Origin of the sequence: Tenacibaculum sp. SDUM215027, from assembly GCF_050566205.1 — a bacterium.
GTDB lineage: Bacteria > Bacteroidota > Bacteroidia > Flavobacteriales > Flavobacteriaceae > Polaribacter.
The window spans coordinates 793,663-810,184 of sequence record NZ_JBNXUE010000001.1 but is presented as its reverse complement, the minus strand read 5'-3'; the positions used below and the strand labels follow the sequence as shown (position 1 = coordinate 810,184).

Below are 16,522 nucleotides of genomic sequence, written 5' to 3'. Positions count from 1 at the left end.
TACTAAATATCCATTTTCATGTTAATCAAACTCTTGTTAAAACCAAAGCGTTCATAAGATTTTATTGCTCCTAAATTCTCTTTATAAACATCTAACCTTAGTTCTTTTAATTCTTGTTTCTTTGCCCAGTCCTTTAAAGACTCTAAAATTACAGAACTTATCCTTTTCCCTCTAAAATTTGGGTTTACATACATAAAGCCAATATAACCATTCAGTTCATTTTTACGATAACTTCTTGATTTTTCTATTTTAAGATAACCAGACCCTACAATTTCATCTTCAATTATAGCTACAATTAAGTGCACATTTTCAGCAAAAATCATTTCTTTCAAATTATAGTAGCTAATTTTCCCTTCTTTCAATGATGAATCAAAAGGTCTTTCAGCTTCTATAACACCTTGTTCAAACTCTAATAAGGTCTCTAAATCTTCTTTCCTTGCTTCTCTTGTAGTAACTACAGTCATTTTTCTATTTCGGTAATCCGTTAATTCTCATTTTTATCACACCAAAAACAGCTTCTTTGATAATTCCTTTGCTTAATTTCGATTTCCCTAATACTCTATCAGTAAAAATAACCGAAACTTCTTTGATATTAAAATTGTGCTTCCATGCTTTATATTTCATTTCTATCTGAAATGCATAGCCTACAAACTTAACTTTATCTAGTTTAATTGTTTCTAACACTTTCCTTTTATAACATACAAAACCTGCGGTAGTATCATGAATTGGCATTCGAGTTATTAAGCGTACATATTTTGAAGCAAAATACGATAATAACACCCTACTCATTGGCCAGTTAACTACATTTACTCCTACCGAATATCTTGACCCTACAGCAACATCTGCTCCTTTATTAGCACATTCGTTATACAGTCGAATTAAATCGTTAGGGTTATGTGAAAAATCGGCATCCATTTCTATGATATAATCATATTTATTTGAAATTGCCCATTTAAATCCGTGAATGTACGCTGTGCCTAAGCCACTTTTTCCTTTTCTTTTTTCAATGAAAAGCTGACTTGGAAATTCTTCTTGTAAGTTTTCTACGATTGTTGCTGTTCCATCAGGTGAATTATCATCAACAACCAATACATGAAATACCTTTTCTTGACTAAAAGTTGCTCGAATAATAGCTTCGATGTTTTCTTTCTCGTTATACGTAGGAATTATGACTAAAGCGTCTGACTTCATGTAATTTTCATATAATTCTGGGCAAAGATACACTTATTTATTACTAATTTTGTGTTAATTAAAAGTATAAAAACAATTGCAAGCAATAGAACGAATTACAAACAATGATAGTTGGATTACTTTAGTTATTGTATTAACTATTGTGTTGTTAGCTATGATGAAATCGCTAAAACCAACTAAACTCTATGGGTATTCTGTTGCTTTTATAACCCCTGGTTTTTTTCATAAAAGAATGGAAGAAGGAGCTTCTTTTTTTTCTCCTTTTAAATTATTCTTATTCTCTTTTTCAACAATTGTTATTTCTCTGTTTTTATTCTTGGCATTAGTATCAGAAATATACTCTCATAGCTTTTTAGCTTTTTTAGGGCTGTTTCTTTTTGTTATCCTATACTTTTTATTGCGTTTTTTAATAGATTATGCACTAGCAAACATTTTAGGTTTATCATCAACTGTACGTTATTTTTTACATACAAAATCAGGGTATTTATATGTTCTTTGCATATGGCTACTTCCTATTATTATACTTTACCAGTACACTTTTACCAATAAACTTTTTTTAATTTATTCTTTTGGTATCTTACTTATTTTTAGGGCTTTTTTAATTTTAACAAATAATAAAAAGCTTGTAATTAGCAAGTTGTTTTATTTTATTTTGTACTTTTGCACCCTTGAAATAGCACCGCTATTAATTCTTTATAAAACAACAACTACGTAATAAAGAGAAAGTTTATGAAAGTGAAAACTATTTTAGTCTCTCAGCCTGAACCGAAAACAGAAACATCGCCATATTTTGATTTGGCAGAAAAGCAAAAGGTAAAGGTTGACTTTCGCTCGTTTATTCATGTCGAGGGAATCCCAGTTAAAGAAGTTAGAGCTCAAAAAGTTGATTTAAACAATTACACAGCAATTGTACTTACTAGCAGAAATGCTGTTGATCATTTTTTTAGAATCGCTGAAGAAATGCGCTTTACAGTTCCTGACGCTATGAAATATTTTTGTCAATCTGAAGCTGTAGCTTACTACTTACAGAAATACGTTGTGTACCGTAAACGTAAAATTTATGTTGGTAACAGAACGTTTCCTGAATTAACTAAACTAATTAAGAAGCATAAAGATGAAAAGTTTTTACTTCCTTCTTCTGATAAGTTAAAGCCTTTAATTCCTGAAGAATTAAATAAATTGGGAGTTGATTGGAAACGTGCTGACCTATACAGAACCGTAGTCAGTGACTTATCTGATTTAGAAGATGTATTCTATGATATTTTAGTCTTTTTCAGTCCATCAGGAATTGATAGTTTATTTGAAAACTTCCCTGATTTTAAACAAAATAGTACTCGAATAGCTGTATTTGGTAACACTACCATTAAAGCAGTTGAAGATAGAGGTTTACGTGTAGATATTGCTGCACCAACACCTGAAACACCTTCAATGACAATGGCTCTAGAGAAATATATTAAAGAAGCTAACAAAAAATAATCTACTTATTTTTAGCACCTTAAACAGCCATCAAAACACTTTGATGGCTGTTTAATTTTATTCTACCGTCAAAGGAATGACACTTAAATTAAACTCTTGATTTTTTTTACTACTTTTTTTAGCTGCCTGCTTCTTTCATAAAATAATGTAGCAAATGATAACTTTAAAGAAGTTGCTACTTTATTTGGATAAGGAAACTACTAATTACAAAAAAACTAATTATAAAGTAATTACTACTATTTTATTATCATGGTTACTTACCCTACCTATAGCCGCTATTATAAGCGCGGGAACTTTTAAAATCTTAGAAATAATTTAACTAATTTATATTTTGTAATTACTATTTTTAAAATCTTTATGGAGAAGTATATAGACATTATAAAAGACTCGTATACTGGTTACTGGAATTACATTAAGCAGTCAGTACTTATGGAGTTAAACTGGGAAAATTATTTTTATGGTTTAATCATAATTTCACTTGTTGTTTGGGCTTTAGAAGTTGTGTTTCCTTGGCGTAAAAATCAACCATTATTTCGTAAAGATTTTTGGTTAGATACTTTTTATATGTTTTTTAATTTCTTTCTATTAAACCTTATTGTACTTATAGCTCTATCAAACACGGCAGAACAATTATTTAATGATATTCTTGGTCTTGTTGGATTATCGGTTGCTAGCTTTCAACTATTCGATATTAACTCCTTTCCTTATTGGGCAAGAATTACAGTATTCTTTATTAGTATTGATTTTGTGCAGTGGTTTACACACACCCTATTGCACAGGTATGAATTTTTATGGAACTTCCACAAAGTACATCATTCTGTTAAACAAATGGGATTTGCAGCACACCTTCGTTATCATTGGATGGAACCTATAGTATACAATTCGATGAAATATATTCCACTTGCTATTATGGGCGGATTCACAGCACAAGATGTAGCAATTGTTCATTTTTTTAACATTACCATTGGGCATTTAAATCACGCCAATATTAATTGGGATTATGGCTGGTTAAAGTATATTTTAAACAACCCAAGAATGCATATTTGGCATCATGCAAAAGAACTCCCTGCTGAAAGAAGGATGGGTGTTAACTTTGGTATTACATTAAGTATTTGGGACTACATTTTTAAAACTAACTACATTCCTTATAATGGACGTGATATCGAGTTAGGTTTTGATGGGGATGAAAAATTCCCAGGTGATTTCATTCATCAAGAACTATATCCTTTAGGAAAAAAATAATGTTTTAAGTCTTTTTTAACCTATTCCTTCATGCTTTCAATAAGCTATTTTACTGCCAATTCGTATCTTTAGCTTTTTAAAATTAAACAGATGAAGTATATAAAAACTCTATTCTTATTCATTGTCGTTCAAGTTACTGCGCAACAAGGTGGTATGTGGATTCCTTCTCTTTTAGAAGGAATGAACGAGCAAGAAATGACTTCTTTAGGAAGTAAATTAACCGCAAAGGACATTTACGATGTAAACAACTCAAGTTTAAAAGATGCTATTGGGCATTTTAATGGAGGGTGTACTAGCGAAGTGATTTCTCCTGAAGGATTAATTTTAACCAATCACCACTGTGGTTTCGGACAAATTCAATCTCATTCATCTTTAGAAAACGACTATTTAAAAGATGGTTTTTGGGCAATGAGTAAAAAAGAAGAATTACCTAACGAAGGTTTATATGTTGAGTTTATTGTTCGTATTGATGATGTTAGTACCAAAGCATTAAATGGAGTTAACAATGCAATGACTGAACGTGAAAAACAATCTACGATTGATAAAAACATCAACGAAATTACTAAATCAGCAAAAAAAGAGACTTGGCAAAATATTAAGGTGAAGCCTTTTTATAAAGGAAACCAATATTTCTTATTTGTTACTGAAAAATTTGAAGATATTCGTTTGGTTGGGGCACCACCAAGCAGTATAGGTAAGTTTGGTAGTGATACCGATAACTGGGTTTTTCCACGTCATACAGGAGATTTTTCATTATTCAGAATTTATGCTGATAAAAATAATCGCCCTGCTAAATACAGTAAAGATAACGTTCCTTACAAACCAAAACACTTTTTACCTGTTTCTTTAGATGGAATTGAAGAAGGTGACTTCACCATGGTTTTTGGTTTTCCTGGACGTACCAACGAGTATTTACCAGCCGTTGCTATTAAACATATTACACAAGATTTTAACCCAAGTAATATTGCTATTAGAGAAGCTGCATTAAAAGAAATTGACTCACAAATGAAAGCAAGTGATGCTGTTCGTATTAAATATGCTTCAAAACAAGCACGTATTGCGAATGCATGGAAAAAATGGATTGGAGAAAACTTAGGGATTAAGAAAAGTAATGCCATTGCAGAACGTCAAGCTTTTGAGGCTACTTTTAAAAAGTCCTTAAAAGAAAAAGGTTTAGAGAAGACTTACGGAAATATCCTTCCTGAGTTTGAAAAATTATATGCCGATTTTTCAAGCATCAACATTAAAAGAAGAAATTTTATTGAAGTTTTCTTAGTAACTAATGAGTTGATGCAAATGACTTTTAGAGCGTATCAATTAGAACAAGTAGCTTTAAGCAAACCTGAAAAATTCGAAGAAGCCAAAACTTCATTAATCAATAGAATTAAAGGAATTCATAAGAACTTTGATGTAAATGTAGACAAAGGTGTGTTTAAAAATGTGATGCCTTTATACAATCCTACTAATGTAGATGCTTCTATTTATAACAAAACAAGTTTTACTGATCTAAACAAGGCTTTACAATTATTAGAAGGTGATGCTAAAAAGGTGGTTAAAAACTTAAACAAGGATGCTGCTTACCAATATGCAAAACCTATGATTGAAGAGTTTTATACTAAAATCAATCCAGAGTTTCAGCAAAAAAATCAGCCAATTACAGCATTACAAAAAACATACATGAAAGCATTAATGGAAGCGTTACCAAATGCGCGCTATTTTCCAGATGCTAACAGTACTTTGCGTGTTACTTACGGTCAAGTTCGTGGATACTCGCCTAGAGATGCCGTATACTATAATCCTGTAAGCTATTTAGATGGTGTTATTGAAAAGTATGTTCCTGGTGATTATGAATTTGATGTTCCTCAAAAGTTACGTGATTTATATGACGCTAAAGATTTTGGACAATATACTGATAAAAACGGAAAAGTACCTGTTTGCTTCTTAGGAACTAACCATACTACAGGAGGTAACTCAGGAAGCCCTGCTATTGATGCACATGGAAACTTGATTGGTTTAAACTTTGACCGTGTTTGGGAAGGAACCATGAGTGATATGAATTACGATCCAGAAATTTGTAGAAATATAATGGTAGATGTTCGTTATGTATTATTTATTGTTGATAAATATGCAGGAGCAAAGCACTTAATTGATGAAATGAAATTGGTACACCCAAAGAAAAAATAAACTATTTTTCTACATAGAAATAACTCAAAAAGCGAGGTTTGTATTTTACAACCTCGTTTTTTTTATACAAATAAACAAACCTTGGAGATTGGACTCTTGGCTATCGTCCTGCGATTAAAAATATTGACCTATCCCAAATACAAATCCTTTTGATGCATTCTTTGTAAGTCCATGTCCATAATCAATTCTAAAAACTGCATTGAATATTTTTTTATTGATAAAACGCAAACCAATACCAGAATACATTCTAACATTATCATTATTTACAAAATCACTTAATGCTCCTCCAGGCTTTCGCCAAGTTCCAACATCAGTAAAGACATTTCCTTGCAAAACAAACCATTTCTTTTCATACAAAGTATAGCGGTACTCTGTATTTAAAACAATGCTTCCTGTACCTCTATCAACTAAAATACCAACGCCTCTTAAATTCAAATTATTATCCAAAGCAAATGGGGCGAATGGAGTATTATCATTAGATGACAAACCAACTCGTAATCTATTTGCCCAATTTCCTTTATTACCTAGTCTTTTAAAATAAAATAAGTCATTCCAAAAAATTAAAAAGTCATTTTGATATTTATTCTCCGATGTTACATATTGTCCATGAAACTCATTTTTAACCCCGTTGATGTATTGATAATTATAATCTAAATTATCAAAAGTGTAAATTAGCTTTAATAACTTTTTATCAACATTAAGTTCAGTCGGAACCTCTGATGAAGTGCTTCCGTTTAAATAGTTATACTTTTCTTTAAAAAAGTTAATTCCAAATTGGAATTGATGTTTAAAATTGTGCTGATATAAAGCCAAAGCTTCATAAGAGATATTCTGATATTTATAATTAGCTGATTCATTCTCAAAATACAACGGCTCTTCACTTGTCCAGTTTTGATGGTTTAATGCTAGACCCCATTTTGCTGAAAAGAAGGTAGGAGCCCTAAAATTAACTCCGTAAGAATCAAATCCGTTATATTGATAAAACCCACCTAAAACAATATTCCTTCCTAAAAAATTATACTCACCAACTCCAATTCTATAAGCCAACTTTTGGTTAATTGTCTTGTGAAAGTTGATTTCAGGAATTATTGTAAAGTTCTCTTCTACTGTTACAACAACATTACATTTATTATCGGAACATGATATTTTAAAATATGCGTTAGAAATTGCTGGTAAGCGCTTTAAGCGAGTCATATCATTCTTCAGTACAATTGAATCAAGTACATTATTTTCTTTTGAACTCAATATCCTCCTTAAAACATGCTTTTTAGTTTTTTTAACTCCTGAAAAAGTAATTTTTTCTATTCTTTTTTCTTGTGAATAGCTGTTTACAGACAACCAAAACACTGCAAAAATTATTGTTTTTAGAAGAAATAAGTGTTGCTTATCATACTTCTTACCTACTACTTTCATACATCTTTTTTATAGTCAATTCTGCTGGTTTGTTTTGTGGTGTAAACCTATTGTTATCTTGACCTCCTACTTCTTTATGATTATGAAACCATTTCCAAACAAAACCACCTGCAAACCAATCTTCTTTCCAAAACTGATTATACAGAGCTTGTAATGCTTTTTGTTGATTTTCTAAATTTACATCTCCTTCAATTCTTCCTGAGTTCCATGGTTCTTTCCCTGTAAAATTTACACTTCTATACCCGTACTCAGTAAATAAAACAGGTTTATTAAACTTACTTTGAACCTGAATAACTTCATTTTTGTGCGGTTGCCATCCTCTTTCTAAGTCTGTTATACTTGGAGATTTTTGATCACTCAATGGAAAGTAAGCATCAACCCCTATAAAATCTAAATCTTCCCAAAAACCTACTCGCTTAAACTCATCCCAGTTTGCCGCATAGGTCAATTTTCCTGAATATACTTTTCTGATTTTTTTTATGAGTTTTTGCAAATACTGAGGTCGGTTTTTCACAAACTGCTCCAATTCTGTACCAATACAAAAAATTTCTGCATTTATTTCTTCTGCTATTGCTGCAAAAGCAAGAATGAAGTCTTCATAAGACTCCTCTAACTCCTTCCATTTAGCTTCAGAATTCATTTTTATGGCTCCTGTATATACTCCATTCCAAACCCAAATTTGAGGTTTCAACATAATCTTTATCTTACTTTGTTGAAACTCTCTAGCATATTGTTTTACACCTTCTTTTGTTTCTCCAAACCACTGATTTTTGGAATTGTAAATTACTTTAGGAGATGATAAATTTTTAACAAATCCAAAAGGCATCAGTGTAACATAATTTGCTGATACCTTTTTTACGTCATCAATATGTTGGTCTGTTATTTCTTTTGAAGAAGCAACAAAACTAACACCATTTATCTTTTTTGACTGACTCGTACAAGAGCTACAAAAAAGTATAAAACTTAAAAAAAGGAGTTTTAGAGTTTTCATTACTCCTCTAATTTACTATTTTTAAAATAATGCTCGGATTCCTAAATTAAAACTTTGTCCTAAGCCATTGTTTGTTCCTCTTACAAAATTACTATACAATACTTCTAAGTTTAAAGTCTTGGTAATTTGATATTTCCCTCCCAAACCTAAAGCGGTATAGTCTTGTGTGAAATCTCCAAACCTCTGTGAGTGTTGTGTAAAAGCCAAAACTGTAGACTTTTCATTTGGAAAATAACTAAAGAAGATTCCTGGAGCTAATAAAAAAGTATTGTTAGCAAAACTATCCTCATCCCCAAAATTATACTCTGTATTTAACTCTGTAAATAACTGCCATTTTCCATTAGAAAAGGTATAATCATAAAAGAATCGATTTTGAAAAGTCCAAGCTGTTTGATCTAAAAACACACCTTTTTCTGTTTCATTGCTTACTAAAGGGATGTATATTGCTGATTGAACAGAAAAGTTTCCAACATTTTTTAGTGGTTGAAACTTAATTGCTGGCGCAATTGATGTGATTCCTTTCCTTTCAGTATTTGGGTTATCTTTTAAACTAAATACTGATAATGCTTGACGACCACCAATAGTGTTAGAACGAAACTCCACGATTGCTCCTACATTAATACGATTGTTTTCCGAAATTCCTGTAAAGGCTTCCAACGTTGAAGTAAAGTAGTTTTCTCTTAGTTTTAATTTATTATTACCATCTGCATCAGCAAATTTTGTTTCTGTATACAAGTTATTAAACCATTTAATATCCCACTGTCCATTATTTAGAAGTTTTGATGGTGTATATGTTTGAATGTTTGATTTTTCTACTTTATCATCTTGAGCATTTGAAACTTGCGCTACAAAAAACAATAAAATTGAAAAACTTACTAATTGTCGTTTCATATGATAATTTTTATATAAATCATAGGTCGCCTTAAAAAAACTTCACTTACAAAAACTTTTTATTTAAAATCATTCTAAATTTAATTCCTTCATTAAGTTCTTAACTTTAGCAACGACCTAAACTGCAAATCAACATTTATGGAGCACGTTGTTATTATTGGTAATGGAATTTCTGGAGTTACAGCCGCAAGGCATATCAGAAAATTATCAGACAAAAAAATTACCATTATTTCTTCCGAAACTGATGAGTTCTTTTCAAGAACTGCTTTAATGTATGTGTACATGGGACATATGAAATTTGAACATACACAACCTTATGAATCTTGGTTTTGGAAAAAAAACAATATTGATCTCAAAAAAGGTTTTATTTCAAAAATACATTCATCAAAAAAAGAAGTAGAGTTTAGTACTGGGGAGAAATTGTCTTACGATAAATTAATTATTGCCACCGGTTCAAAGCCTAACAAATTTGGTTGGCCTGGTCAAGATTTAAAAGGTGTTATGGGAATGTACCATAAACAAGATTTAGAGGCTCTTGAAAAATATGCTCCAAACAACAAAGTATGTAAAAGAGCTGTAATTGTTGGTGGAGGTTTAATTGGTATTGAACTTGCCGAAATGCTTCATAGCAGAAATATTCCTGTTACCTTTCTAGTTCGTGAAGATAGTTTTTGGGATAAAGTATTGCCTATGGAAGAATCTGCCATGATAAATCGTGAAATTACAGAAAATCATATCGATTTACGTTTAGGTGTAAATCTAAAGGAAATAAAGTCGGATAAAAACGGGCAAGTTACATCTGTAATTATTGAAGAAACTGGTGAAGAAATACCTTGTAATGTTGTTGGTTTGACTACTGGTGTTTCTCCAAATATTGACTTTTTAAAAGGTTCTAAAATTGAACTTGGTAGAGGAGTTAAAGTGAATCGTTTTTTAGAAACAAATATTAAAGATGTGTATGCAATTGGAGATTGTGCGGAACAACATGAAGCCATTGATTTACGTCGTCCTATTGAAGCTGTTTGGTATACTGGTAGAATGATGGGGGAAACTGTTGCGCAGACTATTTGTGGCAACCGAATTGAATACAAACCAGGTCATTGGTTTAATTCTGCAAAATTTATTGATATAGAATACCAAACCTATGGTTGGGTATGGCCGCAACCTAAAGAAAATGAAGCCCATTTTTACTGGGAACATAAAAGTGGTAAAAAATGTATTCGAATTAACTATGATAAAAACACACAAGAATTTCTTGGTATAAATACATTAGGCATACGCATGCGTCATGAATTTTTTGACAAGGTTTTGAATGAAAAGAAATCAGTGAATTATGTTTTAGAACATTTAGCAGAGGCTAACTTCGACCCTGAATTTTACAAACTTCATGAGTCAGAAATTGTGGCAAAATTCAACAAAGAAAACAACACCAATATTCAATTAAAAAAGAAAAGCTGGAAAAGAATTTTCAGTAGAGTTTAAGATGAAAATAATAAAACAAACAGGTTTACTGCTATTCTTAATAGGGTTAATCATTTTTTCAGGAGTAATTTTTACAGGCTCTTTTAATTTAAGTCAATCAAAATTAGACTCATTCATTACTGAAAAAGGATATAAAAGTGAAATTATAAAAGATGAACTTAACAAAGCTATTGTTACCGATGAAAGCTTAAATATTTTTGAGTTTTCTAGCCGAGTTAGAAATGCTTACGAAGCATCTAACAATCATTACAATACTCTAATTGCTAAATACGATACTGAAAAGAACTGGGATAAAAAAGGTGAACAATACCAATATTTAATTTATGGTAAACCTCATACGTTAAGTTATGAATTGGCTAAAAGATCAGGTAATGGTTTTGTTAAAAACAACTCTGGCTTACTATGGTTACTCACTTTTGGTTTAAGTATTTTAGGGGCGCTGTTATTTATACTTCCTAATTTTATTTTATTAGGGCCTAAAGGAATAAAAAACAACGGCATTTATTTAGAAGCTAGTACAAATAGAGGGTGGATAGCTTGGTTAGTTTTAATTTATCTGGTAGTATTTTACTTATTACTTTATTTTTTTCCTGACTATGTCGTTAACTGGACTTTTATATTAGACCCTATTAGCAAGTTTTTAAACGGTGGCGAAGCAAGTCAGTGGTTCGTGTATGGTTTTTTATACTGTGTAATTATGCTTACAATGGGAGTAAGAATGTATATAAAATACAGACACAATAAATATCAGGTCATTAGAACAACTTCTGTATTATTCTTTCAAATTGTATTTGCCTTCCTTATTCCAGAAATAATGACAAGTTTAAATATGCCAGGGTATGATTTTAAAAATGCCTTTCCGTTAGATTATGACTTCTTTTTTGAATGGAATTTAGATAGCTTAAGAAACAGTGGAGCTATTGGTTTATTTATTTTAGTTTGGGGTATTGTACTTACACTTATCATTGTTCCTGTAATGGTATATTTCTTCGGAAAAAGATGGTATTGCTCCTGGGTTTGCGGTTGTGGTGGTTTAGCAGAAACTTTGGGTGACCCATACCGTCAGCACTCTAACAAAAGTTTGAACGCATGGAAACTAGAACGTTGGTTAATACATAGTGTTTTGATATTTTCTTTAGTAATGACCGTTGTAACGTTATATTGTTACTTTACTGGGGCACAATCTTTCCTTGGAATTAATTCTCAATGGATTAAAGACACGTATAGCTTTTTAATAGGTGCTTGGTTTGCAGGAGTTATTGGTACTGGATTTTATCCAATTTTTGGAAATCGTGTTTGGTGTCGTTTTGGTTGTCCATTAGCCGCTTATTTAGGAATTGTTCAGCGTTTTAAATCTCGTTTCAGAATCACTACTAACGGTGGACAATGTATTTCTTGCGGAAATTGTTCTACGTATTGTGAGCAAGGTATTGATGTGCGTGCATACGCCCAAAAGGGAGAAAATATTGTTCGTGCAAGTTGTGTTGGATGCGGAGTTTGTTCAGCAGTATGTCCTCGTGGAGTTTTAAAGCTAGAAAATGGTCCAGAAAAAGGGCGTATTAATCCAACAGAAATTTTATTAGGCAACGATGTAGATTTAATGAAATTAGTGAATGAAAAATAATGTTTTCATAGTATACTTTTTTATTACTTTCTCTTTAGTAGGACAAAAAATATATCATAAATCATTCTATGAAAACGGAACATTAAAGAAAGAAGGTTGGCTTGAAAACAATCAGAAAACCGATTATTGGATCTTCTATTATAAAAATGGAAACATAAAAAAAGAAGGTAGATTTAAAAGTAATCTTCCTGTAAAATACTGGTTCTTTTATCGTGAAAACTCCTCTAAAGAAAAGGAAGGACACTTTGTTAATGGTATTCAAAGCAAATGGTGGATTTTTTATAGTAAAAAAGGTAACACTTATCAAAAGTGTCAAATCAAAAACAACAAAAAAAACGGATACTGTTTGTTATACAAAAAACACAAATTAACAAAAGCTGTAAAGTTTAAAGAAGGAGTAAAGTTAAAAGAATGGAATAATTTGTCTTCTTTTGCAGAAGAAAACAATCTCAACGACTTAAAATAATAAATGAATCCACTTATAAAAGTTATCATCCCCGCATATAACGAACAAGATTCAATTGTACATGTAATTAATGATATTCCCTCTTTAGTAAACGAGGTAATTGTTATTAGTAACAATTCAACAGATAACACTGAAATTAATGCTAAAAATGCAGGAGCTACTCTACTTACTGAAGACAGAAAAGGCTACGGTTATGCTTGCTTAAAAGGAATGGAGTACATAGCTTCAACTTCTATCAAAAACCCAAACAACAAACCTAATATTATTGTTTTTTTGGATGGTGATTATTCTGATTACCCTGAACAACTTACCGAACTTATAGCACCAATAATAAATGATGATATTGATTTTGTAATTGGTGCTCGTGTACAACGACTACGTGAAAAGGGTTCTATGACTCCTCAACAAGTTTTTGGTAATTGGCTAGCAACCTTTTTAATGAAATTATTTTTTGGTGCAACTTTTACAGATTTAGGTCCTTTTAGAGCTATTAAGTATGATAAATTACTTGCTTTAAACATGGAAGACAAAACGTATGGTTGGACAGTAGAGATGCAGTTAAAGGCTTTAAAACAAAAGTTAACTTACACAGAAATTCCAATGAAATATAGAAATAGAATTGGCATTTCAAAAGTTTCAGGAACTGTAAAAGGTAGTATATTAGCCGGCATAAAAATTTTAGGTTGGATCTTTAAATATAGCTTTAAATAATGGTCTTAGAATACATAATAATTACAGTATACACTATATCATTAGTACTTATACTGCTATACGCTATAGCTCAGTTAAATCTGCTTATCAATTATTTAAAAGCTCAGAAAAAAAAGGAAAACACACCTATATTAGATTTATCTGATATTAACAAAGTTCCGTATGTAACTATACAGTTACCGGTTTATAATGAACTGTACGTAATGGAGCGTTTATTAAGCAACATTGCCAAGTTAGATTATCCACACGAAAGGTTAGAAATTCAAGTATTAGATGATTCTACTGATGAATCAGTTGATAGTACAGCTGTACAAATTAAAGAGCTTCAAAAAACAGGTTTAGACATTCAACATATTAGACGTGAAAATCGTCAAGGATTTAAAGCAGGTGCCTTAAAAGAAGGGCTTAAAACGGCGAAAGGTGAGTTCATTGCAATTTTCGATGCCGATTTTTTACCTAAGGAAAACTGGTTATTAGAAACTGTTCCATATTTTAAAAATCCTGGAATAGGTGTAGTTCAAACTCGTTGGGGACATATTAATAGAAATTATTCAACCTTAACAAAAATCCAAGCTTTTGCTTTAGATGCTCACTTTACTTTGGAGCAAGTAGGAAGAAATAGTCAAGGACATTTTATCAATTTTAACGGTACTGCTGGTATTTGGCGTAAAGAATGTATTTACGATGCTGGAAATTGGGAAGGTGACACATTAACTGAAGATTTAGATTTAAGCTACCGCGCTCAATTAAAAAACTGGAAATTCAAATACCTAGAAAATGTGGTTACACCTGCTGAATTACCGGTGGTTATTAGTGCTGCTCGATCACAACAGTTTCGATGGAATAAGGGAGGGGCAGAGAATTTTCAAAAAATGTTAAAGAGAATAATTACTAGTAATATTCCTTTTAAAACAAAACTTCATGGAACGCTTCATTTACTAAATAGTTCAATGTTTACTTGTATCTTTTTAGTCGCTGTATTAAGCATACCGATGCTATATATTAAAAATGAATATGCTCATTTAAAAATATATTTTTTAGTAATGAGCTTTTTCATTGTAAGCACCTTTATTTTCTTTATCTGTTATTGGTTTATGTATAAAAGAACTTATGGAGGAGGTTTCTGGAACTTTATCAAATACATTGGTGCCTTTTTCGCTTTTTTCTCCATTGCCATGGGCTTCTCTTTACACAATACAATTGCTGTTTTAGAAGGTCATTTAGGTAAAAAAAGTGAATTTGTAAGAACACCCAAATTCAATATCAAATCTTTAAAAGATAGCTGGAAAAACAATAAATACATTCGTAAAAGACCATCTCTTCATGTAATTATAGAAGGTTTGTTAGCTTTATACTTTGCTTTTGGTATGTATAGTGCTTTTACGGTTGGTGATCAAGGTGGAGACTTTGGTTTATTTCCTTTTCACCTGATGTTATTTGTTGGCTTTGGATATGTCTTTTTTAAATCCATTTTCTCAAAAGCTTAGATGTCCTTTTTTAAAAAATATAGCTCAATTATGCTAACATTTGTTAGTGTACTTCTTTATTTTTTATTTGCTTATACTATAGAACGTACTGAATTTACTAAATTACTCTTTCTTTGGATTGGGTTATTTGTTTCATATTTCTTCATTTTACGTAGTAAACAATTATCGTTTGCCTATTTAGTTGGAATTGCTGTTATATTTCGATTGATTTTCTTTTTTGCTATTCCGAATTTATCACAAGATTTTTACCGGTTTATCTGGGATGGTCGTATGATTTTAGAAGGATTGAATCCTTATTTATCCTTGCCTCAAACATTTATTGAACAAAACAACTATCCCATAAACCAAGCTAACGAGTTATATAAAGGAATGGGGGCCTTGAATGGTAGTCATTACACCAACTACCCTCCAATTAATCAACTTTGTTTTTTAATAGCTGCTCTTTTTGCTAAAAATAGCATTATTGGAAGTGTTGTTATAATGAGAGTGTTGATTATTTTAGCTGATATCGGTATTTTATACTTCGGAAAAAAGCTTTTAGAAAGGTTACAATTACCTGTTAAAAACATCTTTTTATATATTTTAAATCCATTTGTAATAATTGAGCTTACTGGGAATTTACATTTTGAACCTGTAATGTTATTCTTTTTGGTTTGGAGCATTTATAAGTTACAGCAACAAAAATGGTTTTCAGCAGCTATATTACTAGCTTGTTCTGTTTCAGCTAAATTAATTCCGTTACTCTTTTTACCTTTATTTTTTCAATGGTTTGTGAAAGGTGAAGCTTCAGTTTTTAAAGGATTAAAAAAGTTAACATTTTTTTATTTAGTTGTAATTTCTACGATTGCTTTACTTTTTCTCCCTTTTTATTCTTCTGAATTAGTTTCTAATTACACAAATTCTGTTGGTTTATGGTTCAGAAACTTTGAATTTAATGCCAGTTTTTATTACGTCGCTAGAGGAATCGGTTATCTCTTTAGAGGCTATAATGAAATTGCTATCATTGGTAAGATTATACCTATTGTTACTATTTTCTTTTTATTGATTCTTACTTTTTTTAAAAAAAACAAGTCTGTAAAACAGTTAATTGTAAGCATGCTATTTGCTTTATCATTCTACTATTTTTTAACAACAACAATGCATCCTTGGTATATAGCAACGCTTTTAATTTTATCGGTGTTTACCCAATATCGTTATACTGTTTTATGGAGTTTAGTAATTATATTAAGTTATCAAGCATACGCTAACTCTCCATGGAAAGAAAATCTTTGGTTTGTTGCCCTAGAATATGTGGCTTTGTATACTTACTTTATTTGGGAAGTTTTTATAAAAAGAAAACCCACTCAATATTGAGTGGGAAAAAT

At 31.1% G+C, this 16,522-nt stretch carries 15 protein-coding genes; 10 read left to right on the top strand and 5 right to left on the bottom strand.

Annotated features, from left to right (window positions below; translation table 11 throughout):
- Positions 1-2 precede the first annotated feature (2 nt).
- Entirely contained in the window at positions 3-464 is a 462-nt protein-coding gene (locus tag ACQYZ7_RS03720; protein WP_430728439.1) for an N-acetyltransferase family protein, read from the bottom strand.
- Positions 465-468: 4 nt separating this feature from the next.
- Positions 469-1,191 (bottom strand): polyprenol monophosphomannose synthase, encoded by a 723-nt coding sequence (locus ACQYZ7_RS03715; RefSeq protein WP_430728438.1) that lies wholly within the window; start codon positions 1,189-1,191, stop codon positions 469-471.
- Positions 1,192-1,267: 76 nt separating this feature from the next.
- On the opposite strand from ACQYZ7_RS03715, the gene ACQYZ7_RS03710 reads away from it, so the two are divergent.
- From ACQYZ7_RS03710 to ACQYZ7_RS03695, 4 genes are all read left to right on the top strand, one after another.
- On the top strand, positions 1,268-1,906 hold the full coding sequence (locus tag ACQYZ7_RS03710) for a DUF4271 domain-containing protein (protein WP_430728437.1): 639 nt from the start codon (positions 1,268-1,270) through the stop codon (positions 1,904-1,906).
- A gap of 14 nt (positions 1,907-1,920) precedes the next feature.
- On the top strand, positions 1,921-2,667 hold the full coding sequence (locus ACQYZ7_RS03705) for a uroporphyrinogen-III synthase (protein WP_430728436.1): 747 nt from the start codon (positions 1,921-1,923) through the stop codon (positions 2,665-2,667).
- 357 nt (positions 2,668-3,024) lie between these two features.
- The gene (locus ACQYZ7_RS03700; protein WP_430728435.1) at positions 3,025-3,909 is read left to right on the top strand and encodes a sterol desaturase family protein; all 885 of its coding nucleotides are present in this window, start codon (positions 3,025-3,027) and stop codon (positions 3,907-3,909) included.
- Positions 3,910-3,999: 90 nt separating this feature from the next.
- Positions 4,000-6,093 carry a S46 family peptidase gene (locus ACQYZ7_RS03695; protein ID WP_430728434.1) on the top strand — a complete coding sequence of 698 codons (2,094 nt, stop codon included), beginning with the start codon at positions 4,000-4,002 and terminating at the stop codon, positions 6,091-6,093.
- A 114-nt stretch (positions 6,094-6,207) separates the two neighbouring features.
- Here ACQYZ7_RS03695 and ACQYZ7_RS03690 read toward each other — a convergent pair whose 3' ends face one another.
- Genes ACQYZ7_RS03690 through ACQYZ7_RS03680 form a run of 3 tightly spaced genes read right to left on the bottom strand, consistent with a single transcriptional unit; the run spans position 6,208 to position 9,388 of the window.
- Positions 6,208-7,506 carry a POTRA domain-containing protein gene (locus ACQYZ7_RS03690; protein WP_430728433.1) on the bottom strand — a complete coding sequence of 433 codons (1,299 nt, stop codon included), beginning with the start codon at positions 7,504-7,506 and terminating at the stop codon, positions 6,208-6,210.
- A complete protein-coding gene (locus ACQYZ7_RS03685) occupies positions 7,490-8,497 on the bottom strand; it encodes a glycoside hydrolase family 113 (RefSeq protein ID WP_430728432.1) in 1,008 nt (335 codons plus the stop codon). Before ACQYZ7_RS03685 ends, ACQYZ7_RS03690 begins: the two co-directional genes overlap by 17 nt.
- A gap of 21 nt (positions 8,498-8,518) precedes the next feature.
- On the bottom strand, positions 8,519-9,388 hold the full coding sequence (locus tag ACQYZ7_RS03680) for a transporter (RefSeq protein WP_430728431.1): 870 nt from the start codon (positions 9,386-9,388) through the stop codon (positions 8,519-8,521).
- A 138-nt stretch (positions 9,389-9,526) separates the two neighbouring features.
- Between ACQYZ7_RS03680 and ACQYZ7_RS03675 the strand changes: the two genes are divergently transcribed.
- The 6 genes from ACQYZ7_RS03675 to ACQYZ7_RS03650 are packed head-to-tail and all read left to right on the top strand — an operon-like array spanning position 9,527 to position 16,511.
- Positions 9,527-10,870, top strand: a complete 1,344-nt coding sequence (locus tag ACQYZ7_RS03675; protein ID WP_430728430.1) for an NAD(P)/FAD-dependent oxidoreductase — start codon at positions 9,527-9,529, stop codon at positions 10,868-10,870.
- Position 10,871: 1 nt separating this feature from the next.
- A complete protein-coding gene (locus tag ACQYZ7_RS03670; protein WP_430728429.1) occupies positions 10,872-12,494 on the top strand; it encodes a 4Fe-4S binding protein in 1,623 nt (540 codons plus the stop codon).
- The gene (locus tag ACQYZ7_RS03665) at positions 12,484-12,960 is read left to right on the top strand and encodes a toxin-antitoxin system YwqK family antitoxin (RefSeq protein ID WP_430728428.1); all 477 of its coding nucleotides are present in this window, start codon (positions 12,484-12,486) and stop codon (positions 12,958-12,960) included. Before ACQYZ7_RS03670 ends, ACQYZ7_RS03665 begins: the two co-directional genes overlap by 11 nt.
- 3 nt (positions 12,961-12,963) lie before the next feature.
- The gene (locus ACQYZ7_RS03660) at positions 12,964-13,671 is read left to right on the top strand and encodes a glycosyltransferase family 2 protein (RefSeq protein WP_430728427.1); all 708 of its coding nucleotides are present in this window, start codon (positions 12,964-12,966) and stop codon (positions 13,669-13,671) included.
- A complete protein-coding gene (locus ACQYZ7_RS03655) occupies positions 13,671-15,158 on the top strand; it encodes a cellulose synthase family protein (protein ID WP_430728426.1) in 1,488 nt (495 codons plus the stop codon). The genes ACQYZ7_RS03660 and ACQYZ7_RS03655 overlap by 1 nt, the downstream gene beginning before the upstream one ends.
- On the top strand, positions 15,159-16,511 hold the full coding sequence (locus ACQYZ7_RS03650) for a mannosyltransferase (protein WP_430728425.1): 1,353 nt from the start codon (positions 15,159-15,161) through the stop codon (positions 16,509-16,511).
- Positions 16,512-16,522: the final 11 nt, after the last annotated feature.